At 73.9% G+C, this 24144-nt stretch carries 23 protein-coding genes, 3 tRNA genes and 2 pseudogenes; 12 read left to right on the forward strand and 16 right to left on the reverse strand.

What is annotated here, in order from left to right; all coding sequences use genetic code 11:
• Nucleotides 1-2: 2 nt before the first annotated feature.
• Nucleotides 3-953 carry a thiamine-phosphate kinase gene (locus KBX43_RS05220; protein ID WP_210883522.1) on the reverse strand — a complete coding sequence of 317 codons (951 nt, stop codon included), beginning with the start codon at nt 951-953 and terminating at the stop codon, nt 3-5.
• 163 nt (nt 954-1116) lie between these two features.
• Here KBX43_RS05220 and KBX43_RS05225 point away from each other — a divergent pair, with 163 nt between their 5' ends.
• Together KBX43_RS05225 and KBX43_RS05230 are read left to right on the forward strand one after the other, a co-directional pair.
• Nucleotides 1117-1350: an Lrp/AsnC ligand binding domain-containing protein gene (locus tag KBX43_RS05225; protein WP_013284547.1), complete on the forward strand. Its 234-nt coding sequence runs from the start codon at nt 1117-1119 to the stop codon at nt 1348-1350.
• Nucleotides 1351-1935: a DUF3515 family protein gene (locus KBX43_RS05230; RefSeq protein ID WP_043325952.1), complete on the forward strand. Its 585-nt coding sequence runs from the start codon at nt 1351-1353 to the stop codon at nt 1933-1935.
• Between the two features lie 16 nt (nt 1936-1951).
• On the opposite strand, the gene KBX43_RS05235 is transcribed toward KBX43_RS05230, so the two are convergent.
• Together KBX43_RS05235 and KBX43_RS05240 are read right to left on the reverse strand one after the other, a co-directional pair.
• A complete protein-coding gene (locus KBX43_RS05235; RefSeq protein ID WP_043325953.1) occupies nt 1952-3055 on the reverse strand; it encodes a D-alanine--D-alanine ligase family protein in 1104 nt (367 codons plus the stop codon).
• 172 nt (nt 3056-3227) lie between these two features.
• Entirely contained in the window at nt 3228-3452 is a 225-nt protein-coding gene (locus KBX43_RS05240; RefSeq protein WP_064447019.1) for a hypothetical protein, read from the reverse strand.
• A 278-nt stretch (nt 3453-3730) separates the two neighbouring features.
• On the opposite strand from KBX43_RS05240, the gene KBX43_RS05245 reads away from it, so the two are divergent.
• Together KBX43_RS05245 and KBX43_RS05250 are read left to right on the forward strand one after the other, a co-directional pair.
• Nucleotides 3731-4576, forward strand: coding sequence for a helix-turn-helix transcriptional regulator (locus KBX43_RS05245; RefSeq protein ID WP_043325956.1), 846 nt, complete (start codon nt 3731-3733; stop codon nt 4574-4576).
• A 5-nt stretch (nt 4577-4581) separates the two neighbouring features.
• Nucleotides 4582-4782 carry a DUF397 domain-containing protein gene (locus KBX43_RS05250; protein ID WP_064447251.1) on the forward strand — a complete coding sequence of 67 codons (201 nt, stop codon included), beginning with the start codon at nt 4582-4584 and terminating at the stop codon, nt 4780-4782.
• A gap of 10 nt (nt 4783-4792) precedes the next feature.
• On the opposite strand, the gene KBX43_RS05255 is transcribed toward KBX43_RS05250, so the two are convergent.
• The 5 genes from KBX43_RS05255 to KBX43_RS05275 form a co-directional block, all read right to left on the reverse strand.
• Nucleotides 4793-5857 (reverse strand): ROK family protein, encoded by a 1065-nt coding sequence (locus KBX43_RS05255; RefSeq protein ID WP_043330564.1) that lies wholly within the window; start codon nt 5855-5857, stop codon nt 4793-4795.
• A 110-nt stretch (nt 5858-5967) separates the two neighbouring features.
• Nucleotides 5968-6759, reverse strand: coding sequence for a putative protein N(5)-glutamine methyltransferase (locus tag KBX43_RS05260; RefSeq protein WP_043325957.1), 792 nt, complete (start codon nt 6757-6759; stop codon nt 5968-5970).
• A 172-nt stretch (nt 6760-6931) separates the two neighbouring features.
• A complete protein-coding gene (locus tag KBX43_RS05265; RefSeq protein ID WP_043325958.1) occupies nt 6932-8050 on the reverse strand; it encodes a cystathionine gamma-lyase in 1119 nt (372 codons plus the stop codon).
• 11 nt (nt 8051-8061) lie between these two features.
• A complete protein-coding gene (locus KBX43_RS05270) occupies nt 8062-9069 on the reverse strand; it encodes an NAD(P)H-dependent glycerol-3-phosphate dehydrogenase (protein ID WP_030500847.1) in 1008 nt (335 codons plus the stop codon).
• Entirely contained in the window at nt 9066-9791 is a 726-nt protein-coding gene (locus tag KBX43_RS05275) for a 1-acyl-sn-glycerol-3-phosphate acyltransferase (RefSeq protein WP_043325959.1), read from the reverse strand. The genes KBX43_RS05270 and KBX43_RS05275 overlap by 4 nt, the downstream gene beginning before the upstream one ends.
• A gap of 95 nt (nt 9792-9886) precedes the next feature.
• Between KBX43_RS05275 and cofC the strand changes: the two are divergent.
• From cofC to KBX43_RS05290, 4 genes and pseudogenes are all read left to right on the forward strand, one after another.
• A pseudogene (gene cofC / locus KBX43_RS31335) lies at nt 9887-10507 on the forward strand (2-phospho-L-lactate guanylyltransferase); the annotation flags it as partial.
• A gap of 21 nt (nt 10508-10528) precedes the next feature.
• Nucleotides 10529-10726 (forward strand): cold-shock protein, encoded by a 198-nt coding sequence (locus KBX43_RS31340; RefSeq protein WP_043330566.1) that lies wholly within the window; start codon nt 10529-10531, stop codon nt 10724-10726.
• Between the two features lie 54 nt (nt 10727-10780).
• Entirely contained in the window at nt 10781-13078 is a 2298-nt protein-coding gene (locus KBX43_RS05285; RefSeq protein ID WP_369799305.1) for an RNA degradosome polyphosphate kinase, read from the forward strand.
• Between the two features lie 7 nt (nt 13079-13085).
• Nucleotides 13086-14003, forward strand: coding sequence for an NUDIX hydrolase (locus tag KBX43_RS05290; RefSeq protein WP_064447016.1), 918 nt, complete (start codon nt 13086-13088; stop codon nt 14001-14003).
• A 6-nt stretch (nt 14004-14009) separates the two neighbouring features.
• Here the strand turns inward: KBX43_RS05290 and KBX43_RS05295 are convergent, their stop codons facing one another.
• The 4 genes from KBX43_RS05295 to leuC form a co-directional block, all read right to left on the reverse strand.
• On the reverse strand, nt 14010-16001 hold the full coding sequence (locus KBX43_RS05295) for an endonuclease/exonuclease/phosphatase family protein (RefSeq protein WP_210883525.1): 1992 nt from the start codon (nt 15999-16001) through the stop codon (nt 14010-14012).
• A gap of 135 nt (nt 16002-16136) precedes the next feature.
• Nucleotides 16137-16742, reverse strand: coding sequence for an HU family DNA-binding protein (locus KBX43_RS05300; protein ID WP_030270029.1), 606 nt, complete (start codon nt 16740-16742; stop codon nt 16137-16139).
• Between the two features lie 159 nt (nt 16743-16901).
• Nucleotides 16902-17489 carry a 3-isopropylmalate dehydratase small subunit gene (gene leuD / locus KBX43_RS05305; RefSeq protein ID WP_210883527.1) on the reverse strand — a complete coding sequence of 196 codons (588 nt, stop codon included), beginning with the start codon at nt 17487-17489 and terminating at the stop codon, nt 16902-16904.
• 15 nt (nt 17490-17504) lie between these two features.
• Nucleotides 17505-18947 (reverse strand): 3-isopropylmalate dehydratase large subunit, encoded by a 1443-nt coding sequence (gene leuC / locus KBX43_RS05310; protein ID WP_043325966.1) that lies wholly within the window; start codon nt 18945-18947, stop codon nt 17505-17507.
• A gap of 49 nt (nt 18948-18996) precedes the next feature.
• Here leuC and KBX43_RS05315 point away from each other — a divergent pair, with 49 nt between their 5' ends.
• Nucleotides 18997-19683: an IclR family transcriptional regulator gene (locus KBX43_RS05315; RefSeq protein ID WP_013284529.1), complete on the forward strand. Its 687-nt coding sequence runs from the start codon at nt 18997-18999 to the stop codon at nt 19681-19683.
• Nucleotides 19684-19831: 148 nt separating this feature from the next.
• On the opposite strand, the gene KBX43_RS05320 is transcribed toward KBX43_RS05315, so the two are convergent.
• From KBX43_RS05320 to KBX43_RS05335, 4 genes are all read right to left on the reverse strand, one after another.
• Nucleotides 19832-19904: transfer RNA gene (locus KBX43_RS05320), tRNA-Glu, on the reverse strand.
• A gap of 161 nt (nt 19905-20065) precedes the next feature.
• A tRNA-Glu gene (locus tag KBX43_RS05325) sits at nt 20066-20138 on the reverse strand.
• 76 nt (nt 20139-20214) lie between these two features.
• Nucleotides 20215-20286, reverse strand: a tRNA-Gln gene (locus KBX43_RS05330).
• A 107-nt stretch (nt 20287-20393) separates the two neighbouring features.
• Nucleotides 20394-21197 (reverse strand): fumarylacetoacetate hydrolase family protein, encoded by an 804-nt coding sequence (locus KBX43_RS05335; protein WP_013284528.1) that lies wholly within the window; start codon nt 21195-21197, stop codon nt 20394-20396.
• Between the two features lie 214 nt (nt 21198-21411).
• On the opposite strand from KBX43_RS05335, the gene KBX43_RS05340 reads away from it, so the two are divergent.
• The 3 genes and pseudogenes from KBX43_RS05340 to KBX43_RS05350 all read left to right on the forward strand — a co-directional run bounded on the left by KBX43_RS05340 (nt 21412) and on the right by KBX43_RS05350 (nt 24111).
• Complete coding sequence (locus KBX43_RS05340) at nt 21412-22830, forward strand: hypothetical protein (RefSeq protein ID WP_210883529.1); 1419 nt, start codon at nt 21412-21414, stop codon at nt 22828-22830.
• A 34-nt stretch (nt 22831-22864) separates the two neighbouring features.
• Nucleotides 22865-23134: pseudogene (locus KBX43_RS05345) on the forward strand (hypothetical protein); the annotation flags it as partial.
• An 8-nt stretch (nt 23135-23142) separates the two neighbouring features.
• A complete protein-coding gene (locus KBX43_RS05350) occupies nt 23143-24111 on the forward strand; it encodes a 3-methyladenine DNA glycosylase (protein WP_247677165.1) in 969 nt (322 codons plus the stop codon).
• The last annotated feature ends 33 nt before the right edge of the window (nt 24112-24144 follow it).

Here is a 24144-nt window from a genome sequence, read left to right on the forward strand (position 1 = left end):
GATCACTCCGCCGTTCGGCGGAAGTGGTCCCAGCCGCGCGGGCCGTCGTACCCGGCGCCGTCGACGGTGACGCCGGCGCCGGCCGCCACCCGCCCGACCGGCCGCCAGCCGTCGGGCAGCGCGGCGTCGGGCGGGAACGTCGCCGCCAGGGCGTGGTCGTCGCCGCCGGCCAGGATCCAGGTGTACGGGTCGACGCCGAGCGCCGCCGCTGCGTCGCGCATCTGCCGGGGCACCTCGAACGCCTCCCGGCGCAGGTCGACGGTCACGCCACTGGCGGCGGCCACGTGCCCGAGGTCGGCCAGCAGCCCGTCCGACACGTCGATCATGGCGGTGGCGCCCGCCGCGGCGGCGGCCGGTCCGGCCGCGTACGGCACCTCCGGGCGGCGGAACGCCTCGACCAGCAGCCGGGGCGTGCGGAAGCCCCGGGACAGCACGGTGTAGCCCGCCGCCGCCCAGCCGGTGCGCCCGGCCAGCGCCACCACGTCGCCGGGCCGGGCGCCGGAGCGGACCACCGGTGGCCGCCCGGCCAGGTCGCCGAGCGCGGTCACCGCGATGGTGAGCGTCGGGCTGGCCGACATGTCCCCGCCGACCACGCTCGCGCCGACGAGCGCCGCCTCCGCGCCCAGCCCGTCGGCCAGCTCCTCGGCCCAGGCCGGGTCCAGCTCGGCCGGCATGCAGAGCGCGACGAGCAGCGCGGTCGGGGTGGCGCCCATGGCGGCGATGTCGGCGAGGTTGGCCGCCGCCGCGCGGTGTCCCACGTCCCGCGCCGCCGACCAGTCGCGCCGGAAGTGCCGTCCCTCCACCAGCACGTCGGTCGATGCGACCACCCGCCGGTCCGGCGCCGCCACCACCGCGCCGTCGTCGCCGGGGCCGAGCAGGCAGCTCTGTCCCTGTGCCAGCCGGGCGGTCACCCGGTCGATCAGCCCGAACTCGCCGACATCCGTGACCGTCATGCCGTCCCCTCGATCCGCTGCGTCGTTGCGCACGTTCCACCCCTGTCCGCGCCGGCGTGTGCTCGCTCACCGCGTACGACCGGCAACCGATAGGGATCACTGCCGCTCAGTACGGTAGTTTCACCCTTCGGGTCGCCCGGAGGCGACGGACGGAGGTCGAGTCGTGGTACAGGCGTACATCCTCATCCAGACCGAGGTCGGCCGGGCGCGTGACGTGGCCGGTCTGATCGCGGACCTGGCCGGCGTGGTACGGGTCGACGCCGTCACCGGGCCGTACGACGTGGTGGTGCTCACCGAGGCGAACACCGTCGACGAGCTCGGCAAACTCATTGTCAGCAAGGTGCAGATGGTGCCCGGCATCACCCGCACCCTCACGTGTTCGGTGGTGCGGCTGTAAGTGGACGAGAAGACTTCCCCGCGCCCGGACCGCTCCACCCGCCGCGCCGCGCTCTGGGCGACTCTGGTCGCCGTGCCGGTGACGGTGGCGGTGGCCGGGTTCACGTTCGCCAAGCTGGCCCCGGAGTCGCCGGACGCCGGGCCGAGCGCGTCGGCGAGCCCCCGGGCACAGTCGAGCGCGCCGGTCGAGATGGCCGCCCCGGCGCTGGCCGAGCGCCCGACCGTACTCTGCCGTGCCCTGATGTCGCAGCTTCCGGACAGCGTGCGTGACCTGCCGCAGCGTCCGGTCACCGCGGGCCCGGAGCAGAACGCCGCGTACGGCGACCCGGCGCTGACGGTGGCCTGCGGCGGCAGCCCGGCGCAGTTCCCGCCCACCGACGAGGTGTGGACGGTGAACAAGGTCTGCTGGCACGCGGCCGAGGAGGCCGACGCCACGGTGCTGACCACCGTCGACCGGGAGACGCCGATCCGGGTGCGGGTGCCGAAGTCGTACGAGCCGCCGCTGCAGTGGGTGACGACGATCTCCGACACCATCGTCAGCTCCGTGCCCTCGGCGAAGCAGGCCCCCTCGGGCTGCTCCGCCTGACGCCCGGCCGGCCGGTTCAGCGGCCGGCGCGGCGGTGCAGGGCGGTACGGATCAGCCGGTTGACCAGCTTCGGGTACTCCAGCCCGCTGGCCGACCACATCCGCGGGAACATCGACGTCGGGGTGAAGCCCGGCATCGTGTTGATCTCGTTGAGGTAGACGTCCATCTGCGGGGTCACGAAGAAGTCGACCCGGGCCAGGCCGGAGCAGTCGAGCGCGGTGAAGGCCCGGGTGGCGTAGTCGCGCACCTGCCGCGCGACCGGCTCGGGCAGGTCGGCCGGTACGTCGTACTCGCAGACCTCGTCGGCGAAGATGTACTTGGCCTCGAAGTCGTACCAGTCGCGGTCGCCGATCATCCGCACCTCGGCGAGCACCGAGGCCTCCGGCGCGCCGCCGGCCTCGCCCTCCAGCACACCGCACTCGATCTCGCGGCCGACCACGGCGCCCTCGACGAGCACCTTGCTGTCGATCTCCCGGGCGGTGACGAGCGCGGCGTCCAGGTCCGCCCAGTCGTCGACCTTGGTGATGCCGAACGAGGAGCCGGCCCGGGACGGCTTGACGAAGACGGGCAGCCCGAGGCGCTCCTTGTCCTCCTCGCTCAGCGACATCCCGGCGCGCAGCACCGCGTACGGGCCGACCGGGATGCCCTCGGCGGCGCAGAGCTTCTTGGTGAACTCCTTGTCCATGGCCGCGGCGGAGGCGAACACGTTCGCGCCGACGTAGGGGATGTCGGCCATCTCCAGCATTCCCTGGATCGTGCCGTCCTCGCCGTACGCGCCGTGGAGCACCGGGAAGACCACGTCCACGTCGGCGAGCGCGACCGGCCCCTGGGCCGGGTCGAGCACCATCAGGCCGCCCGCGGCCGGGTCGGCGCGCAGCACCAGCTCGGCGCCGGACCCGGCGGTGATCTCCGGGAGCTTCCGGTCGGTGATGGCGAGCCGGCTCGGTTCGCCGTCGGCGAGCACCCACTGGCCCTGCCGGGTGATGCCGACCGGCACCACCTCGAACTCGTCCGGGTCGAGCGCGGCCAGCACGCTGCCGGCGCTGACGCAGGAGATGCCGTGCTCGGGGCTGCGGCCACCGAAGACGATCGCCACACGGGTCTTGCCTGGGGTGGTCATGGTCACCTCATCGTCGCGACTGCGGCTGGCCGTGCTCGCCGGTGGCGCTCACCCGATTGACCTTACTGTGCGTTGTCGGCGGGGGTGGTCGATACCCGGGGAGACGCGGAGCCGCGTGGCAAACGGTCAAGGTGACATATACAGGGAGTAACCATACGAGGGTGGCTCCGACTCAGAAGACCGGGTGCCGGGGCCGGCGGCCGACCGCGATCACCTTGACGCGCTGCCGGCCGGCCCGCACCATGCCCAGCGCCATGAACGCGCCGGCGATCCGGTCGGCCGCCTCCCGGCTGCTCGCGCCGACGACCTGCCGTCGGCGTTCGGGGCTGGTCCGCTCGTCGCGCCCGGCGCCGTCCGGGGGTCGCACGTCGGTGAGGACCACGAGGAACCGGGTCATTCCCGGCCACCTCCGCTCCGCAGGCGGCAGGCCGTCACCGTCATCGCGGAACCCCTCCCCATCTCGTGGACCGGCAGGGGCACGCGGCGGCCGGATCGTGGGGGAGTAGAAATCCGACCACCGCGCGCCCCATCCCCTCCGGTCGCTCACCGCCACCGTCGCCACGACAACCGGCGGTGAGGACGCCGTCACAGGTTGACAGGTTCACGGGCGTGAATGCAACTCTCATCGACTTTCTCTCACGCACATTTTCCCACCAGATGTGCGACCATCGATGCATGGCGCCGAAGACCGCCCGGGCCCGACGGCTCGGCATCGCACTGCGGACCCACCGGGAGGCCGCCGGCCTCACCCTGGAGTCCGCGGCCGACGAGATCAACAGCACCCGGAGCACGCTGTCCCGCTACGAGAACGCGCAGACGCTGATCAGTCCCGCCACCGTGCGCGCGTTGCTGACCAGCTACGGCGTGGGCCCGGACGAGATCGCCGCGGCCGTGGAGCTCGCGAAGGACGCCCGCAAGCCCGGCTGGTGGGTGTCCTACTCGTACCTGCTGGACCGCCGCACCATCGACTTCATCGCGCTGGAGGCCGAGGCCACCGGCATCGCGAACTTCGAGCCGTCGGTGGTGCCCGGTCTGCTGCAGACCGCCGACTACATCCGCGGCGTGATGCGCGGCGGCCCGCACACCCTCAGCGACGAGCAGGTCGAGCAGCGGGTGCAGCTACGGCTGGACCGCCAGCAGCGGCTCTCCGGGGACGAGCCGCCGATCCTCGACGCCATCATCGACGAGGGCGCGCTGCTGCGCCCGGTCGGTGGGCCCTCGGTCATGTCCGCCCAGCTCCAGCACCTGGTGAAGATGGCCGAACTGCCGAACATCACGGTGCAGGTGATCCCCCTGGCCGCCGGTTACCACCGCGGCACCCGGGGCTCGCTGCACATGCTGGAGTTCGCCGACCCGGAGGACCCGATCATCGCCTCGGTGGAGACCGTCGCCGGGCAGATGATCCTCGACCGGCCGGGCGACCTGCGTACCTGCACCAAGATCATGGAGCACCTGCGGACCGTGGCGCTGAGCCCGGCGGCCAGTCGGGACCAGTTGCTCCGCCTGCTGAACGAGAGGTGACCCAGATGAACGGCACGAACCGTCCGCACCCGACACCGGCCGGCTGGCGCAAGAGCAGTCACAGCGGCGACGAGGGCGCATGCGTGGAGATGGCGCCGCTGCCCGGCTCGGTGGCGGTCCGCGACTCCAAGGACCCGGCCGGCCCGGTGCTGGTGTTCCGGCCGCACGCCTGGGCCGCGTTCACCGCGGCGCCGCCGCGCCCCTGACCGCGGCTCCTCAGGCGGACGCGCCGCCCGGCCGCAGCGGCGCGGCCACGGCGGCGGCACGCACCGCCTCCAGCGCGGCGATGGCCACCCCACGCGCCCCGGCCATGTCCCGGTCCGGCACCAGGGCGAAGGTGGCCACCGCCCGCTGCTCCGCACGGAGCACCGTGTGCTCGGCGACAGCGGCGAGGAACCAGTCCCGGAACTCCGGCGCCGCCTCCACCACGCCCCCGCCGACGAAGTACGCGTGCGGGTCGGTGAAGTTGGCCGCGATGGTGAACAGCCGCCCCAGCGCCCGCGCCTGCTGGCCGAACACCTGGCGGGCCAGCGGGTCGCCCCGCTCGCCGTAGCCGCGCAGCAGCTTCGCGGCCCGGTCCGGCTCCTCCGCGGCCAGCGGATGCTCCGGATGCCGGGCCAGCCAGTACGGCAGCAGGTTGCGCCGGATCGCGGTCAGCGAGGCGACGCTCTCCGCGTCACCGGTGAAGCCGCACGCGCAGACCGGCGCCGCCTGGTCCGGCTCGACCAGGCCGTCCAGCGGGATGTGCACGTGCCCGAACTCGCCGGCCATGCCGGCCGCGCCGCCGACCACCCGCCCGGACTCCACCACACCCCCGCCGAGCCCGGTGCCGACGATCGCGGCCACCGAGGACCGGGCCATCGCGTCCGCGCCGAAGTGCACGTGGTGGGCGTAGAGCGCGGCGGCGTTGCCGTCGTTGGCGTACACCACCGGCAGGCCGAGCCGCCGCTCCAGCGCGGTACGCACGTCGAAGCCGCGCCAGGCCGGCTGGGAGAAGTTGGTGGAGCCCCGCGAGGAGATGACCCCGGTGGCGCTGGCCGGGCCGGGCGTGTCCAGCCCGACCGCGCGTACCAGGTCGCGGGGCACGCCGGTGTGGGCGAGCACGCCGTCGAACGCCCGCGCCAGCGCCTCCACCGCCGCCTCCGGCCCGGCGCCCACGTCACTCGGGATCTCCAGCAGCCCGTCCACCAGGAACCGGCCGTCGACGGTCAGCACAGTGGCGTTGTCGCTCGTGCCCCCGTTGTCCAGCCCCACCACCACCGGCACACCTGCGCTGCCCACCGCCACCGCCTCCCGCCGCGCCTGACCCGAGGCTAGTTCCCGTCCGGCCCACCCGCCACGCCCCCGGCGGGACTCCCCCACCGCGATCAGCCGGGACTCCCCCGCCGCGGTCAGCCGGGACGGCGGGCGGTCACCGCTGTCGCCTCGCGTTCCTCGTCGCGGACCACCGCCGGCTCCAGCCCGGCGGCGGTGAACACGGCGCACAACTCCGGGGCCTGCGCGACGCTCACCTCGACCACCACATGCCCGCCCGGGGCGAGCCACTCGGCCGCGCCGGAGGCGACCCGGCGCAGCACGGCCAGGCCGTCCGTGCCGCCGTCCAGCGCCACCGGCGCCTCGTACAGGCGCGCCTCGGCCGGCAGCGAGGTCACCGCGGCGGTCGGCACGTACGGCGCGTTCGCCACCACCAGGTCCAGCGTCCCGCGCCGGCCGGCCGGCAGCGCGTCGAACAGGTCGCCCTCGTAGACCGGGACGCCCAGTGGTTCGAGGTTGCGCCGGGCGCAGGCCACCGCCACCGGGTCGATGTCGGCGGCGGCCAGCCAGCGCGGCGTCAGCCGCTCGTGCAGCACCACGGCGGCGGCGCCGGAGCCGCAGCACAGGTCGAGCACCGCGGGGGCCGGCCCGGCCAGCGCCGTCGCGGCGTCGACGAGCAGGGCGGTCCGGCCGCGCGGCACGAACACACCCGGGTGGACGGCGATCCGCCGGCCGCAGAACTCGGCCCAGCCGAGCAGATGTTCCAGCGGCAGGCCGGCGACGCGACGGTCGACCAGCCGGGTCAACGCCTGCGCCGAGTCGGCGGCGGCGATCAGCAGTTCCGCCTCGTCCTCGGCGAAGACGCAACCGGCGGCGCGCAGCCGGCGGACGAGGGCCGGACGATCGGGAGTGAACACGGTGGATGCCATGGCAGGCCTTTCGGGAAGCGCTCGTCGGCGCTCCCGGCGTCGCCTCAGCTCCTGGGCGACGCGGACTCGGAGGGAACGCCGGTCCTCTGCTGGGGGATCGGACTCACCTCCTCGGGTCGGGGCCGCACGGGCCGTGGCTGCCCGTCACGATAGCCCAGCGGGCGTCGCGCCGTCAGCCCGCCGCGTCCAGCGCGGCCGCCACGTCGGCGAGCAGATCGGCGGTGTCCTCGATGCCGCAGGAGAACCGCACGAAGCCGGGCGGCGTGGCGTCGCCCCACTGGGCGCGCCGGTCGGCGGTGCTGTGCAGCCCGCCGAACGAGGTGGCGGCGGCCACCAGCCGGGAGGCGCCGAGGAACCGGGCCACCCGGCCCTCGTCGCCCAGGTCGAACGAGACCACGCCCGGCACGCGCCGCATCTGTGCCGACGCGACCGGGTACGCCGGGTCGTCCGGCCGTCCGGGCCAGCGCACCCCGGTCACGTCCGGCCGGGCCGCGAGCAGGTCGGCCAGCGCCCGCGCGTTGGCGGTCTGCCGGGCCAGCCGCAGGTCGAGCGTGGCCAGTGACCGGTGGGCCAGCCAGCAGTCGAACGCGCCGGGCACCCCACCGGTGGCGTTGCGCCAGGTGGTCGCCGCGTCCCGCAGCCCGGCGTCGCGGGTGGCCAGATAGCCCAGCAGCAGATCCGAGTGGCCGGTCAGCGCCTTGGTGCCGGAGGCGACCACCACGTCCGCGCCGAGGTCCAGCGGGCGCTGCCCGAGCGGCGTCGCGGTGGTGTTGTCCACCGCCACCAGCGCCCCGGCGGCGTGCGCGGCGGCGGCCACCGCCCGCACGTCGACGACGTCCAGGCCGGGGTTCGCCGGGGTCTCCAGCAGCACCAGCCGCACGCCGTCGAACGACGGGTACGGCCCGGCGGTCGGCACCAGCGTCACCCGTACGCCGAGCTGCTCCAGCGTGCCCGAGGCGAACGAGCGCACCGAGTAGTAGCCGTCGGCGGGCAGCAGCACGGTGTCGCCGGGTCGCAGCACCGTCAGCAGCAGCCCGGTGATGGCGGCCTGGCCGCTGGCGAAGACGCGGCAGTCGGCGCCCTCCAGCTCGCCGATCGCCGTCTCCAGCAGTCGCCGGGTCGGGTTGTCCGGCCGCCCGTACCCGTCCGCCGCCGCCGACGGGCCGCGCTCCGGGTCGAGGTGGTACGGCGCGGCGAAGACCGGGCCGGGCAGAAACGGCTGCCCGGGTACCGCCTCCGGCAGTCCGGCGTGGACGCTGCGCGTGCCGTCGCCCCAGTTCTCGCCACTCATCCCGGCTCCGCTCACTCGTACGACTCCGGCTTGGCGGTACGGCTCATCAGCGCGTCCACCGCGAGGCGCGGGTCCATCCCCTCGTGGCAGATCCGCTCGATCTGCTCGGTGATCGGCATCTCGACCCCGTGCGCGCGGGCCAGGTCGCGGATGGCCAGGCAGCTCTTGACGCCCTCGGCGGTCTGCCGGGTGGCCGCCTGGGCCTGCTCCAGCGACTCCCCCCGGCCGAGGTGCTCGCCGAAGGTGCGGTTACGGGCCATCGGAGACGAGCAGGAGGCGACCAGGTCGCCCATGCCGGCCAGCCCGGCGAACGTGATCGGGTCGGCGCCGAGCGCCACGCCCAGCCGGGCGGTCTCGGCCAGCCCCCGGGTCATCAGCATGGCCCGGGTGTTGTCGCCGAAGCCCATCGCGGTGGCGATGCCGTACGCCAGCGCGATCACGTTCTTCACCGCGCCGCCCAGCTCGCAGCCGATCACGTCGTCGTTCGTGTACGGGCGGAAGTACGGGGTCCGGATGGACGCCTGCACCAGCGCGGTACGCCGGCTGTCGGTGCCGGCGACCACCGTCGCGGCCGGCTGCTCGGCGGCGATCTCCGGGGCCAGGTTGGGCCCGGAGACGACCACCACCCGGTCGGCGGGCACCCCGGCGGTCTCCATGATCACCTGGCTCATCCGCTTGGTGGTGCCCAGCTCGATGCCCTTCATCAGCGACACGAGCGTGGCGTCCGGCGCCACGTACGGCGTCCAGTCGGCGAGGTTGCCGCGCAGCGTCTGCGACGGCACCGAGAGCACCACCACCTCGGCGCCCTCGATCGCCTCGGCGGCGTCGCCGGTGGCGGTCACCCGCTCCGGCAGGCGCACGCCCGGCAGGTACTCCGGGTTCTCCCGGCCGGTCCGGATCGCCTCGGCCACGGCGGCGCGGCGGGCCAGCACTGTGACGTCCCGCCCGGCGTCGGCGAGGATCTTGGCGAACGCGGTCCCCCAGGACCCGGCGCCCAGCACCGCCACGTGCCCGCTCATTCGCCGGCCTCCCGGATGCCGGTGCGGGCGGGCCGCTGCCAGAGCGGCGGTGGTGTGCCGCCACGGATCTCCGCGACCAGATCCCGGATGCGCAGCATGATGGTGTCCGTCATCTCCTCCAGGATCGGCCGGGTCGGCGTGGCGCCGGCCCAGGGGCTCAGGTCCACCGGCGGGCCGGCGACCACCGTCACCGGGGTACGCGGGCGCAGTCCGAACCGCGCCGTACGCGGGTCGAACATCCGCTCCGGGCCGACCATGGCGATCGGGACCACCGGGGCACCGGTCGCGAGCGCCAGCCGGGCCGCGCCGGTCTTGCCCTTCATCGGCCACAGGTCCGGCTCCCGGGTGGTGGTGCCCTCCGGGTAGATCACCACGGCGCCCCCCTCGGCCAGCGCGGCGACCAGCTTGTCCAGCGACTTGACCGCCTCGACGGTGCCCCGTTCGACAGGGATCTGCTGGCAGCGGTGCAGGATCGCGCCGACCACCGGCACCCGGAACACGCTGGCCTTGCCGAGGAAACGCGGCCAGCGCCCGGCGTCGTAGATGTAGTGGGCGACCACGAGCGGGTCGGCGTGCGAGATGTGGTTCGGCACGAGGATCACGCCGCCGTCGCCGCGCAGGTGCTCCATGCCCCGCCAGGTGCGCCGGGTCCAGACCGTCATCAGCGGCTTCACCAGCACCACGGCGAGCCGTCGCCAGAACCCCAGCCTCCGCCGTGCCACAGTGCCTCCTCGATCCGCCCACGCGCCCCGGCACAGAATCATGCCTGTTCGCCCCCGCTGCGGCCAGTGCGGGTACCGGCGCTCCCGCTGGCAGGATGGTCGGCGTGTCTGAGGCCCGCTGGACCGTGGTGATGCCGGTGAAGCGCCTGGGAGCGGCGAAGAGCCGGCTGCGGGGCGCGCTGCCCGGCGTACCCCATGAGGAGCTGGCGCTGGCCCTGGCGGCCGACACGCTGCGCGCGGCGCGGGCGTGCCCGGCGGTCGCCGGGGTGCTCGTGGTGACCGACGACGCGCGGGTGCGCGCGGCGGCGGACGCGGCGGGCGCCCGGGTCGCCGCCGATCCGGGCGCCGGGCTGAACGCGGCGTTCCGGCACGGCGCGGCCGTCGCCGGGCCGCGCGCCGCCGTGGCCGGCCTGACCGCCGACCTGCCCGCGCTGCGACCGGCCGAGCTGGCCGCCGCGCTGCGGGCCACCCAGGGGGTACGCGGGTACGTCGCGGACGCACCCGGCGGTGGCACCGTGCTGCTGGCCGCGCCGGCCGGGGTGCCGCTGGCGCCGCGGTTCGGGCCCGGCTCGGCCGCCGCCCACGCGGCGAGCGGGGCGCTGCCGCTGGCCGGTGACTGGCCCAGCCTGCGCCGGGACGTGGACACTCCGGCGGACCTGGCCGCCGCCGCCGGGCTGGGTCTGGGGCCACGCACAGCGGCGCTGCTGGCCGGGGCCGAAGTCCGGTACGGTGCTGGCATGCAGGGCACCGTGGCCACCTACGACGCGTCGACCCGCAGCGGCGTGCTGCTGCTCGACGACGGCACCGAGCTGGCGTTCCCGGCCCGCGCGTTCGACGCCTCCGGGCTGCGGCTGCTCCGATTGGGGCAGCGTGTCCGGATCGAGCGGGACGCCGACGGCGAGGTCGTCCGGGTGACCTTGCCGACCATGGCGTGAACAACCTGGCCGGAGTTCATTTTCCGTTCACCCTTATCGGGGAATCATGAGGTGGTGAGCACCCCTCGCGAGCACCCCGACGGCCCGCCGCCGATCCTCGACCCCGGCCCGCCCCGCAACGGCCGCCCCAGCCGCGGCCCGGACGGGCGGTTCCGCCAGCCCCGGCCCCCGGAGGAGCGCCTCGGCGCCGACCCGGACGCGGCCGGCGCCACCGGGCTGGACGAGCCGCTCGACCCGGTCGAGGGCCCGGACGAGACCGGCCCGGACGCCGGGTCGCCACCGGCGCAGCCGCTGCCGGAGGACCGCTTCCTCAACCGGGAGCTGTCCTGGCTCGACTTCAACGCCCGGGTGCTGGCGCTCGCCGAGGACCCGCGCACCCCGCTGCTGGAACGGGCGAAGTTCCTGGCCATCTTCGCCAGCAACCTGGACGAGTTCTACATGGTCCGGGTGGCCGGGTTGAAGCGCCGCCTCTCCGCTGGCCTGCCGGTGCGCGGCGGCGACCGGCTGCCGCTGCGCACCCAGCTCGAACTCGTCACCGAGAAGGCCGCCGGCCTGGTCGCCCGGCACGCCGCCTGCCTGGTCGACGACGTGCTGCCGAAGCTCGCCGCCGAGGACATCCGCATCCTGCGCTGGAGCGACCTGGACGACGCCGAGCGGGAGCGGCTGCGCACCTGGTTCCGGGAGCACATCTTCCCGGTGCTCACCCCGCTGGCGGTCGACCCGGCGCACCCGTTCCCGTACATCTCCGGCCGGTCGCTGAACCTGGCCGTCTCGGTACGCGACCCGGACGGCGGCTCGGAGCTGTTCGCCCGGGTCAAGGTGCCGAACAACGTGCCCCGGTTCGTCCGGGTCCACCGGGAGCAGCCGGGCGTGCGGTTCCTGCCGGTGGAGGACCTCATCTCGGTGCACCTCGGCCAGCTCTTCTCCGGCATGCAGGTGGTCGAGTGCCACCTGTTCCGGGTGACCCGCAACGCCGAGGTCGAGGTGGACGAGGACCGCGACGAGGACCTGCTCCAGGCGCTGGAGCGGGAACTGGCCCGGCGCCGGTTCGGTCCGCCGGTACGCCTGGAGGTGGCCGCGTCCATCTCCGACCACATGCTGGAGCTGCTCGTCCGCGAGCTGGACATGGACGACCACGACGTGCTGCGGGTACGCGGGCTGCTCGACCTGTCCGCGCTGTGGCAGGTCTACGGCGAGGCGGACCGGCCCGACCTGAAGGACCCGTCGTTCGTGCCGGCCACCCATCCGCGCCTGGCCGAGGGCGAGGTGCCGCGCAGCGTCTTCGCCACGCTGCGCGACGGCGACGTGCTGGTGCACCACCCGTACCACTCGTTCGCCACCAGCGTGCAGCGCTTCGTCGAGCAGGCCGCGGCCGACCCGAACGTGCTCGCCATCAAGCAGACGCTCTACCGCACCAGCGGCGACTCCCCGATCGTGGACGCGCTGGTCGACGCGGCCGCCGCCGGCAAGCAGGTGGTGGTGCTGGTGGAGCTGAAGGCGCGCTTCGACGAGGTGGCGAACATCGGCTGGGCGCGCACGCTGGAACGGGCCGGCTGCCACGTGGTGTACGGCCTGGTGGGCCTCAAGACGCACTGCAAGACCGCGCTCGTGGTACGCCAGGAGGGCAACCAGATCCGCCGGTACTGCCACATCGGCACCGGCAACTACCACCCGAAGACGGCAAGGCTCTACGAGGACTTCGGCATGCTCACCGCCGACCCGGAGATCGGCGCCGACCTGACCGACCTGTTCAACGTGCTCACCGGCTACAGCCGGCAGACCGCGTACCGGCGGCTGCTGGTGGCGCCGCAGGGCATCCGCAGCGGCCTGATCGAGCGCATCGACAGGGAGATCGAGCACGTCCGGCTGGGCATGCCGGGGCTGGTGCAGTTCAAGGTGAACTCCCTGGTGGACGAGGAGATCACCGACGCGCTCTACCGGGCGTCGCGGGCCGGCGTGCACGTGGACCTGCTGATCCGGGGCATGTGCACGCTGCGGCCGGGCGTGCCGGGGCTGTCGGAGAACATCCGGGTCCGCTCGATTCTCGGCCGGTTCCTGGAGCACTCCCGGATCTTCCGGTTCGGCAACAACGGCGACGCCGAGTTCTGGATGGGCTCGGCCGACCTGATGCACCGCAACCTGGACCGCCGGGTCGAGGCGCTGGTGCAGGTGAGCGATCCGGTGGCCCGCGCCGAGCTGGACCACGTCCTCACCGCCGCGTTCGACCCCGACGTGGACGCGTTCGAGCTGGCCGCCGACGGCACCTGGCACCGGCGTACCGGCGACGGCGACACGCCGCTGACCCACCTGCAGGACCTGTTGCTGCGCCGGGTCGGCGGCCGGGCGGACTGAGCGGGCCGTGGCGCGTGCCGGGCGGGCATACGGTGAGCGGGTGAGCGACGACGAGCCGGTACGGATCCGGGCCGCGGGCGGCGTGGTGTGGCGCCCGGGCCCGGCCGGCGTCGAGGTCTGCCTCGTGCACCGCCCCCGGTACGGCGACTGGTCGTTGCCGAAGGGCAAGCTGGACCGCGGCGAGCATCCGCTGGTCGCCGCCGTCCGTGAGGTCGCCGAGGAGACCGACGTACGCGCGGTGCCGCAGGTGCGCCTGCCCACCGTCCGCTACCGCAGCGAGGGTCACGCCAAGGCGGTCGACTACTGGTCCATGCGGGCGGCCGGCGCCGGCGGCTTCCAGCCCGGCACCGAGGTCGACGACGTGGCCTGGTTCCCGGTCGACGACGCGGTACGCCGGGTCAGCTACCCGCACGACGCCGAGGTGATCGCCGCGTTCGCGGCGCTGCCGCCGGTCACCGCGACCGTGCTGCTGGTGCGGCACGCCAGCGCCGGCAAGCGCGGCACCTGGACCGGCCCGGACCACGGGCGCCCGCTGGACGACGACGGGCAGGCCCAGGCGCTGGCGCTGGTTCCGCTCGTGGCCCTGGTCCGCCCGGCCCGCCTGTGCTCCGCCTCGGCGCGCCGCTGCGTGCAGACGCTGAGTCCGGCCGCGGCCCGGCTGGACCTGCCGATCGAGGTGTGCGGCGACTTCGACGAGCCGGAGCCGGGCCAGCAGGCCGAGGAGTGCGCGCTCGCCGCCGCGGCCCGCCTGGTCGCGCTGGCGCAGGCCGCCGGGACGGTGGCGGTGTGCAGCCAGGGCAAGGTGATCCCGGGCGCGCTGGAACGGCTCACCGGCCGCGTGGACGAGGACTTCACCACCGCCAAGGGCGGTGGCTGGCTGCTGCCGTTCGCCGGTGACCGGCTGGTCCTCCCGGACCGGCTGTGAGGCGGCTCAGGGCAGCGTGACGGTGAGCGTCACCGGGAGGTGGTCGCTGGCCTCGGTACGCGGCGCGCGTACCTCGGTGGCGGTCAGGCCCGGGGAGACGAAGACGTGGTCGATCTGGGTGCGCGGGTCGTCGGCCGGGCTGGTCCGCAACGGCCGGGCCGGGGCCAGCGCGTCCACCAGCCCGGCGCCGGTGAACTCGGCGAACGCCGGGTCGGCCGGCTCGGTGTTCAGGTCGCCACCGAGCACCAGCGGACGGCCGGCGGCGTACCGGCCGGCGAACGCGGCCACCTCGCGGGCCTGCTCCACCGGATCCCGGCCGGGCGGCGGTTGCAGGTGCGTGGCCACCACTGCCAGCTCGCGACCACCGAGGTCGAGCGTGACGCCGAGGGCCTGCGCACCGGTCGGCGCGCCGTGCGCGGTCAGCCGCCGCGTCTGCCCGGAACGCGCCGGGAACCGGCTGAGCACCGCGTCGCCCCAGACCGGGTCGGCGGCGGGCGCGAAGACGTACGGCATCTCCAGCCGCCGGGCCAGCAACGCCAGCGTGTCGTGGCCGCCGTTGAGCCACCAGCCCCGGTCCACCTCGCTGAGCAGCACGATGTCCGCGCCGCGCAGCTCCCGGGCCAGCGCGTCGAGGTCCAGCCGGCCGTCCAGGCCGAACCCCATCCGGATGTTGTACGCGGCCACCCGTACCGCCGCCGGCGCGGCCGTGGCCCGGGCCGGCGCGGGCGGTATGTGCAGCACGGCGGCGAGCCCGGCCAGCGCGGTGAGCGCGGCCAGGGCCGCGACCCGGACCGTGGTCGGCAGCACCGGGCCGGGTGCGGCTGCGCCGGGCGCCGTCGGGTCGGGTGCCGTCGGTGCGGGCCGGAGAGGCGCGGTAGCCGCCACCAGAGCCACCAGGACGGCCGTGGCGACCGGCGCCCAGCCGTTGGGGTACCCCAGGTCGTAGGCGGCGTAGTAGGCCACCGTGGCCACCGCGAACACCAGCATCCCGAGCGCCGCCGCCCGCCCGCGTCGCGCCCCCGCCCGTCCGTCGTCGCCCGGCCCGGCCGCGTCGTCGGCGGCTGCGGGCCCGTCGCCGGTCGTGTCGGTGAGGGCCAGGCAGCCGCCGAGACCGGCGGCGGTGAGCAGGTACGCCGGAACGAGATGCCCGGTCACGAACAGCACCGACCCGGCGAGCAACGCCAGTGGCCACAGCACCCGCGCCACGCGCGCCGGTGCCCGGAACAACGCCGCCGCGAGGAACAGCAGCACCGCGAGCGCGCCCGGCAGGGCACCGCTGCCGGGGCGGGCGAGGCCGGGGAAAGCAGGCGATCCGGTGCCGGCGGCGGCGCTCCAGAGCGCCGGGGCGAGCGCCACCTGACCGGCCAGCAGCAGCGCCGGCCCGCACAGCAGCCAGGCCCGGCGTCCCGGAACGCGGATACGCCGCCCGGTTGTGCCGTGGCCCGCGCCCGTCGGGGACGGCCCCGCCGCCGACGTGTCCGCCCGCTCCCGCCGTACCGCCACCGAGGCGGCCAGGAACGCCGGCACCAGCAGGGCGCTCAGGCTCCAGCCGAGCATGCCGCCGCGCCACACCAGGTCCTCGGTGCCGAGCAGGGCGTGCCCGACCGCGTTCCCGGCCAGGCCCAGCGCCAGCCCGGCCACCGGCCGGGGCACCGACGCGGCGGTGGCGGCGAGCCAGACCAGTCCGGCGAGCAGCCCGGCGCAGGCCAGCCAGAGCTGGGCCGGACCACCGGGTTGCGCGGTGAGCGCCAGCCGCGCCGCCGCCAGCACAACGGCGGCGACGAGTCCGACCGGGGCGGCGCCGGTGCGGCGTGCGAGCGCAGGCGCGGCGAGCGCGAGCAGGAACCAGCCGAGCGCGAACGCGCCGAGCAGCTCGGCCGGTGTCTCGGCGGCCCGCCCGAAGAGGGTGATGACCGACGGGAGCCAGACCCGCAGCACGTCCAGCAGGACCGCGATACCGAGCGCGAGCGTGAGGGTGGAGAGGTGACGGTGCCGCACGGGCGCCTCTTCTCGTGACCGACGGGGGTTTTCGGCACGGCGATTCTGCGGGGCGCGACGGCGGGCGGTCAACGGCGTACCCATGCGAAAGGGCGCCCACCGGCAACGGTGGGCGCCCTTTCGTGGGCCGTCCGGTCAGCGCCGGGTGGCGGCCTTCTTGGCCGGTGCCTTCTTCGCGGGCGCCTTCTTGGCCGCCGTGGTCTTCTTGGCCGTGGCGGACTTCGCCGCGGTCGTCTTCTTGGCGGTGGTGGTCTTCTTCGCCGCGGTGGACTTCGCCGCGGTCGTCTTCTTCGCCGCCGTGGTCTTGGTCGCGGCGGCCTTCTTCGCCGGCGCGGCCTTCTTGGTAGCGGTGGTCTTGGTGGCCTTCGCCGCCGTGGTCTTCTTCGCGGCCGCGGTGGTCTTCGCCGCTGTGGTCTTCTTCGCGGCGCCGGTGGTCTTCTTCGCGGCGGCGGTGTCCTTCGGCACCTTGCCGCTGGCCACCATCTCCTTGAAGCCCGCGCCCGCCCGGAACGTCGGGACGGAGGTCTTCTTGACCTTCACCGCCTCGCCGGTACGCGGATTGCGCGCTGTTCGGGCTCCCCGGACGCGCTTCTCGAACGCTCCGAAACCGGTGATCGCCACCTTCTCGCCCTTGGTGACCGCCGCCTGGACCTCAGCGAGAACCGCGTCGAGCGCGGCCGTCGCCGTCTTCCGGTCCCCCAGGCGAACGGCGAGCGCCTCGATGAGCTCGGCCTTGTTCACGACTTCCTCCCGATTGTGCAACTGACTCGACGCGAGCCATTCTGCGCGCACGTTATGCCCTGTGCTGCCTGGACACAAACATTCGGTGGAAAAAAGCCCTTGTGTCGTAACGGATTCGCCCCCACCGGGCGCACCGGTGGGGGCGAATTCGGGCCGGAGTCAGGCTACCGAGGGCAGGAACGACGGCCGGGACGCCTCGTACGAGGCGATCTCCGCCTCGTGCCGGAGGGTGAGTCCAATGTCGTCCAAGCCCTCCATCAGCCGCCAGCGGCTGTGGTCGTCCAGCGGGAACGCCCAGGTGGCGTCACCGGCGTGGACCTGGCGGGCGACGAGGTCGACAGTGATCGGCGTGGTCGGCTCGGATTCCACGAGATCCCACAGTTCTTCCACGGCTTTCAATTCCAGCTCGACCGGAAGGAGGCCTTCCTTGAGCGCGTTGCCGCGGAAGATGTCACCGAAGCGGGGCGAGATGACGGCCCGGAAGCCCCAGTCCCGCAGCGCCCAGACGGCGTGCTCCCGGGATGATCCGGTGCCGAACTCGGGGCCGGCGATCAGAATCGACGCACCCGAATGGACGGGATCGTTGAGGACGAATGACGGGTCCTCCCGCCACGCGTTGAACAGACCATCGGCGAATCCGGTCCGGGTCACCCGCTTGAGGTACACGGCGGGGATGATCTGGTCGGTGTCCACGTTGGATCGGCGCAGCGGCACGGCGGTGCCGGTGTGGGTGGTGAACTTGTCCATCTCTCGGCTGCCCTTCTACAGGTCGGCGGGGGCGGCCAGCCGGCCGACCACGGCGGTGGCGGCGGCGACCGGCGGGGACACCAGGTGGGTACGCCCGCCCCGGCCCTGGCGGCCCTCGAAGTTGCGGTTGGAGGTCGAGGCGGAACGCTCACCCGGCTTCAGCGTGTCCGGGTTCATGCCCAGGCACATGGAGCAGCCGGCGAAACGCCACTCGGCGCCGGCCTCGGTGAAGACCTTGTCCAGCCCTTCGATCTCGGCCGCCTCGCGGACCGCGGCCGAGCCGGGGACCACCAGCATGCGTACGCCGTCGGCGACGCGGTGCCCGCGCAGCACGTCGGCGGCGGCACGCAGGTCCTCCAGGCGGCCGTTGGTGCAGGAACCGACGAAGACCACGTCCACGGCCAGGTCACGCATCGGCGTGCCCGGGGTGAGGTCCATGTACTCCAGCGCGCGCCGGGCGGCGACCCGCTCCGGCTCGGTGACGAAGTCCTCCGGGGCCGGCACCGTCGCGCCCAGCGGCACACCCTGCCCGGGGTTGGTGCCCCAGGTGACGAACGGCGTGATCCGGCTCGCGTCGAGCGTGACCTCGGTGTCGAACGTCGCGCCGTCGTCGGTGGGCAGCGTCCGCCAGTACTCCAGCGCCGCGTCCCAGGCGTCGCCCTGGGGCGCGTTGGGCCGCCCCTTCAGGTACGCGAACGTGGTCTCGTCCGGCGCGATCATGCCGGCCTTGGCGCCCCACTCGATGGACATGTTGGCGATGGTCATCCGCCCCTCCATGGAGAGGTCGCGGATCGCCTCGCCCCGGTACTCGACGATGTGACCGCGACCGCCGCCGGTGCCGACCTGCGCGATCAGCGCGAGCACCAGGTCCTTGGCGGTGACGCCGGGCGCCAGCTCGCCGACCACGTTCACGGCCATGGTCTTCGGCCGGGCCTGCGGCAGCGTCTGCGTGGCCAGCACGTGTTCGACCTCACTGGTGCCGATGCCGAACGCGAGCGCGCCGAACGCGCCGTGGGTGGCGGTGTGCGAGTCGCCGCACACGATCGTCATGCCGGGCTGGGTGAGGCCGAGCTGCGGGCCGATGACGTGCACGATGCCCTGGTTCTCGTCGCCCAGCGCGTGCAGGCGGACGCCGAACTCGGCACAGTTGCGACGCAGCGTCTCGATCTGGGTGCGGGAGGTGGGGTCCGCGATCGTGAGCAGGTCGCCGCGCCGGAGGCGGAACGCCGGGTCGTCGTACCCGGTCGGGGTGTTGTGGTCCTCCGTCGCGATCGTCAGGTCGGTACGGCGGACCCCGCGCCCGGCCAGACGCAGCCCGTCGAACGCCTGCGGGCTGGTCACCTCGTGCAGCAGGTGCAGGTCGATGAAGAGCAGGTCCGGCTCGCCGTCGGCGGAGCGGACCACGTGTGCGTCCCAGACCTTCTCGGCCAGGGTCCTCGGTTGAGTGACTCCCACCATCTGGACATCCTAAATTCTGGGAGGTAAATTTCGGCTTGTGGGACACAGTATGAGCGGTGTCGGCGTTCTCGACAAGGCGGTGGTCATCCTGGCCGCCTGTGTCGACGGCGCCAGCCTGGCCGAACTCGTTGAACGCACCAAGCTGCCCCGGGCCACCGCGCACCGGCTGGCACAGGCGCTGGAGATCCACCGGATGCTCGTCCGGGACACCCAGGGGCGCTGGCGCCCGGGTCCACGCCTGGGCGAGCTGGCGAACGCGGCCCCGGACGTGCTCCTGACCGCCGCCGAGCCGCTGCTCGCCGCGCTACGGGACGCCACCGGCGAAAGCGCCCAGCTCTACCTGCGGCGCGCCGACGAGCGGATCTGCGTGGCCGCCGCCGAGCGTGCCAGCGGCCTGCGGGACACCGTCCCGGTCGGCTCGGTGCTGCCGATGACCGCCGGGTCGGCGGCGCAGATCCTGCTCGCCTGGGAGCCGCCGGAGGCGGTCATGCCGCTGCTCCCCCGCTCCAAGTTCACCGGCCGCACGCTGGCCGAGGTGCGGCGGCGCGGCTGGGCCCAGAGCGTCGCGGAGCGGGAGGCGGGTGTGGCGAGCGTCTCGGCGCCGATCCGGGACCGCACCGGCCGGGTGATCGCCGCGATCAGCATCTCCGGCCCGATCGAGCGCCTCGGCCGCCGCCCCGGAGAACGCCACGCCATGGCCGTCGTCCGAGCCGGCCAGCGCCTCTCCGGCCTCTGACCCACCCACCCCCACCCCCCTCTCACGTTGATCATGAAGTTGGCGGCATTTTTGATCTCCCAGACTGCCGCTAACTTCATGATCAACGGGGTGGGGCGGGGAATGCGAACGGCCCGCCTCGCGTAGCGAGACGGGCCGTTCGGTGACGTAGCCCCGACCGGATTCGAACCGGCGCTACCGCCTTGAGAGGGCGGCGTCCTGGGCCGCTAGACGACGGGGCCAGGCACTTTTCCTGCTTCGCCGCCCTGCCGGGTGGCGTGGCAGTAGTCTAGCGGCATCGCGTCCGGCACCGCGCCGCGGGGGTCACCCCACCGCACGCGGAAAACGTTGCCCGGACAGCAGAAAGCCCGCCCCGGGGAAACGGGACGGGCTGTCGGTGCTGTAGCCCCGACCGGATTCGAACCGGCGCTACCGCCTTGAGAGGGCGGCGTCCTGGGCCGCTAGACGACGGGGCCAGAACCTTCATTGCACTCCGCCAGCGTGAGCTGCCGGAATCCAGCGTCCGCGAGCTCTTGCGAACCCGCGGCTGCGCTGGGGTACCAGGACTCGAACCTAGACTAACTGAACCAGAATCAGTCGGGCTGCCAATTACCCCATACCCCATTGGCCCCTTGCGGCGCCGGGAATGAACTTTACCCTCCCGGTGCCGACAGGCCAAATCCAACCCCTCGAAACCAACCTGACCAGCGGAAACGAGGCATCGGAGCGAATCAGGCGACAGGGACCACCGGGTTGCTGAGCTCCCCGATCCCCTGGATCCGCACGGTGACCGTATCCCCCTCGGTGAGCGGACTAACCCCCGCCGGCGTGCCGGTCAGGACCACGTCGCCGGGCAGCAGCGTCATCACGTGCGAGATGTACGACACCAGGCCCGGTACGTCGAACACCATGTCCTTGGTCCGGCCGAGCTGGCGTACCTCCATCTCCTCCGGGTTGCGGCCCACCTCACACCGGATCTCCAGGTCGCTCACGTCGAGCCCGGTGGTGATCCACGGCCCGATCGGGCAGAACGAGTCGAAGCCCTTGGCGCGGGTCCACTGGCCGTCGGAGCGCTGGAGGTCCCGCGCGGTGACGTCGTTGGCGCAGGTGTAGCCGAAGATGGCCCGCTCGGCGGCGGCCCGGTCGGCCCGGCGGGCGCCCGGAGCGCCGATCACCACGGCGAGTTCCGCCTCGTGCTCGACCTGCTTGGAGAAGATCGGCAGCCGGATCGCGTCGCGCGGACCGATGACCGACGTGGACGGCTTGAGGAAGAGCAGCGGCTCCTTCGGCACCTCGCTGCCGTGTTCGGCGGCGTGCTCGGCGTAGTTGCGGCCGACGCAGACCACCTTGCTGGGCAGGATCGGCGACAGCAGCCGGACGTCGGAGAGCGCCCAGCGGGCGCCGGAGAACTGGATCTGCCCGAACGGGTGGCCCTCGATCTCGGCGATGGTCAGGCCCTGCGGCCCGGCCTCCGGCTCGCCCTCGACGACCCCGAACGACATTCCCTTGGCATGAGCGAAACGAGCGATACGCACCCGGCCAATCTATCCCCGCCCGCGCGTCGCCCGTCGGACACCGGCAGGCAGCGCGCCCGGGCGGCCCGCGCCGCACCCCTCGCCGCCCGCCGGCGCCGGGACCGGCGAGAGAGCGACAGGGTACGCCGGATCGCGCCGGACGGGGCGGGAATGGCGGCTTCGTACCCGCCCGGCGGGGCCCGGCCCATAGCTTCGGTTCCGGAGGTTCGTTGGTATGCCTGCATCGAGACGACACCACAAGGCCCTGGCAGTGTTCGTGAACTGCCTCGGCGTCATCGCCGCCGTACCGGCGCTGTCCCCGGCGACGCCCCGCGCGGCCGAAACCCCCGCCCGACCGGCTCCACCGCCGGCCGCCGTCCCGGTCGCCCTGCCCGGCGCGGGGGCGACCCCGATCCCGACCGGCGTGCCGGCGGTCCCGCCGGCGGTGCCGACCACCGGCCCGGCGCCGGTCCGCCCGTCGATGCCGCCGGTGAGCGTGGCGGTCGGCGCGGCGGGCACTCCGGCGCCGGGTTACCGGATCGAGGTCCGCAACGCCGGCACGGCGCCGGTCGACACGATGGTGCGGCAGGAGCTGCCGAGCGGGTCGCGGGCCACCACGGTGACCGGCGGCGGGCGGACCACCCGGCCCGCCGGGTCCAGCGCCGGGGAGGTGACGTGGCGGCTGCGCCTGCCGGCGAAGAGCACCACCACGTTGCACACCGCGCTGTCGGTTCCCGGCCCGGGCCGGTCGGTGACCGCGCCCACCTGCGTCTACGGCACCGACGGCACGCGCCCGTACGACTGCGCCACGGCGACCTGGGTGGGCGCCGCGACGGCCCCGGCGGCGCAGGTGACGGCCGCCCCCGCCTGGCGGCGGCCACCGGTGCTGCTTGCCGCGTTCACCGCGTTGCTGGTGGTGACCGCGGGCGTGCTGTGGTGGGCCCTGTGGCGCCGCCGCCGGCGCACGGCCGCGACGGCGGGCACCGGCCTGTCCGGAGGCGGGGCGATGTCCGCCGGTGCCGGCGCGCCGGGAAGCGGCGTCCCGGGGCAGGGCAGCCCGGCCGAACGGGGCACGGTCTATCCGCGTACTGCGGTGCCGGCGCCCGCGAACCGTCGTCGCCGGCCGCCGGTCTGGCTGGTGGTGGGCGTGGCGGCGGCGGTGCTGGCCGGGGTGGTCGGCGCGGCGGCCTGGTCGGCCACGCAGCGGGTGGCGGCGATGGACACCACCAAGCAGCCGACGAGCGGCGCGTGGGTGGGCAGCAGCGTCACCGGCGCGTTGGGCCAGCCGCTGCGGGAGACCGCGTTCGAGTTCACCGTCTACCGGGTGAGCTGCGGCGCGGACGTCCTGCCGGCGGCGCCCGGCGGCGGACGCCCCTGTCTGGCCACGGTCGGGGTGCGCAACGTCACGAACGAGGACCAGACCTGGCACGGGCAGTTGCAGCGCGCGTACCTGCCGAGCGGGAACTGGGTGGCCGCCGACGAGGACGCGACCCGGGTGGCGAACCTGGGCCGGGACGTGTTCTCCCAGCCGGTGGCCGCCGGGCGGCGGGTGCTGCTGCCACTGGTGTTCACCATGCGCGGCGACGAGCCGCCGAAGCGGCTGGAGCTGCGCAGCGGCGTCTTCTCCGCGGGCGTGCGGGTGGACGTGCCGTGACCCGGCGACGGGCGGCGGTCGTACCCTGGGGTGCGTGACCGCCGCCCTCGCCCCCGCGCCCGACGTCGCCGACTGGCAGGCGCGCCGGGCCGCCCACGAGGAGCGGGTGGACGCCTGGCTGACGCCGCATCTCGGCCGCCGCCGGGCGGGCGTGAAGCATCCGGTGGAGGACTTCCTCTTCACCTACTACTCGCACCGGCCGGCCCAGGAGCAGGTACGGCACAACTCCTGGCCGCTGCGGCTGAGCCCGGCGGCGACGGCGGCGGTGGCCGAGGAGCGCGGCGTGCGGTGCAGCCACTTCGAGTGGGGGGTATGCAAGCGGCACGAAGCGGACAACAAGGGTCCGAGCCGTTGACCAGCATCCCCGCCGCGAGCTGGCTTCCCCTCTTCGAAGCTCACGAGAAGCGTGCCGACTCACTTACCGCAGGCCACCGTGCCCGCAGGGCCACGAGGGAGCGCCACGCGATCGATGACTTCTTGTACGACTACTACGGCACCCGACCCTCTGTGCTCCGACGCTGGCACCCGGGCGTGGGCATCTCCTTGGAGCCCGGACCGAACGGCCCCGCCCCACACCGACAGTGGCGTTGGTACGGCACCGACGCAGACGGAGTCGTGAGCTTCGACGTCACAGCCTTCCTCGCCGACCGAGCTGAGTCGGTGCGCTTCATCCACCGGCTGTTGTCCGCGATCGCGTCGCGACCAGCCTTCACTGGCTGCTTCGGCCTGCATGAGTGGGCGATGGTGTACCGCCAACGTGAACATCGGCATCCACTCCCCCTGCGACTTGGGCAAGAGGGAACGGACGCGGTAGTCGAGTCTCACCAGATCCGCTGCACGCACTTCGATGCGTTCCGGTTCTTCACCCCTGACGCAGTCAGCCTCAACCGGCTCCAACCAACGAGGGAGAGCCAGGTAGAGCTTGACCAGCCAGGCTGCTTACATGCCTCGATGGACTGCCACAAGTGGGCAACCAAGCTGGGCCCTGCGGTGCCGGGGGATCTGGCGCTCGACTGCTTCGAGCTGGCGAGGGACATCCGGCTACTCGACATGCAGGCGTCCCCGTACGACTTCTCCTCCTACGGGGAACCGGCGGTGGCCATCGAGACACCCGAGGGCAAGGCCGAGTACGTCGCTCGTCAACGCGCGTTCTCGCAGCGCGCGGGCCGGCTACGTGCCCGGTTGATCGATGTGTGTGCGGCGCTGCTTGAGGGAGCGGAGCCACCGGCAAGGGTGGGGCATAGCCCCCTGAGACACCCTCTCCGCACCGCTACGTCATAGCATCCGCCATCTTGCCCCGGTTCTTGGGATGCA

The sequence above is a fragment of the Micromonospora sp. C41 genome, from assembly GCF_018070485.1.
Taxonomy (GTDB): Bacteria; Actinomycetota; Actinomycetes; order Mycobacteriales; family Micromonosporaceae; genus Micromonospora; species Micromonospora chalcea.

Excerpts from the sequence above, each read along its gene's own strand:
- KBX43_RS05260 (WP_043325957.1), bottom strand. The coding sequence starts at position 6,759 with ATGGCATCCACCGTGTTCACTCCCGATCGTCCGGCCCTCGTCCGCCGG.
- KBX43_RS05350 (WP_247677165.1), top strand. The coding sequence starts at position 23,143 with ATGCAAGCGGCACGAAGCGGACAACAAGGGTCCGAGCCGTTGACCAGC.
- leuC (WP_043325966.1), bottom strand. The coding sequence starts at position 18,947 with ATGGTGGGAGTCACTCAACCGAGGACCCTGGCCGAGAAGGTCTGGGAC.
- KBX43_RS05240 (WP_064447019.1), bottom strand. The coding sequence starts at position 3,452 with ATGACCCGGTTCCTCGTGGTCCTCACCGACGTGCGACCCCCGGACGGC.
- KBX43_RS05270 (WP_030500847.1), bottom strand. The coding sequence starts at position 9,069 with ATGAGCGGGCACGTGGCGGTGCTGGGCGCCGGGTCCTGGGGGACCGCG.
- KBX43_RS05220 (WP_210883522.1), bottom strand. The coding sequence starts at position 953 with ATGACGGTCACGGATGTCGGCGAGTTCGGGCTGATCGACCGGGTGACC.
- KBX43_RS31340 (WP_043330566.1), top strand. The coding sequence starts at position 10,529 with ATGCAGGGCACCGTGGCCACCTACGACGCGTCGACCCGCAGCGGCGTG.
- KBX43_RS05340 (WP_210883529.1), top strand. The coding sequence starts at position 21,412 with ATGCCTGCATCGAGACGACACCACAAGGCCCTGGCAGTGTTCGTGAAC.
- KBX43_RS05265 (WP_043325958.1), bottom strand. The coding sequence starts at position 8,050 with ATGAGTGGCGAGAACTGGGGCGACGGCACGCGCAGCGTCCACGCCGGA.
- KBX43_RS05245 (WP_043325956.1), top strand. The coding sequence starts at position 3,731 with ATGGCGCCGAAGACCGCCCGGGCCCGACGGCTCGGCATCGCACTGCGG.
- KBX43_RS05235 (WP_043325953.1), bottom strand. The coding sequence starts at position 3,055 with ATGACCACCCCAGGCAAGACCCGTGTGGCGATCGTCTTCGGTGGCCGC.
- KBX43_RS05315 (WP_013284529.1), top strand. The coding sequence starts at position 18,997 with ATGAGCGGTGTCGGCGTTCTCGACAAGGCGGTGGTCATCCTGGCCGCC.
- KBX43_RS05250 (WP_064447251.1), top strand. The coding sequence starts at position 4,582 with ATGAACGGCACGAACCGTCCGCACCCGACACCGGCCGGCTGGCGCAAG.
- leuD (WP_210883527.1), bottom strand. The coding sequence starts at position 17,489 with ATGGACAAGTTCACCACCCACACCGGCACCGCCGTGCCGCTGCGCCGA.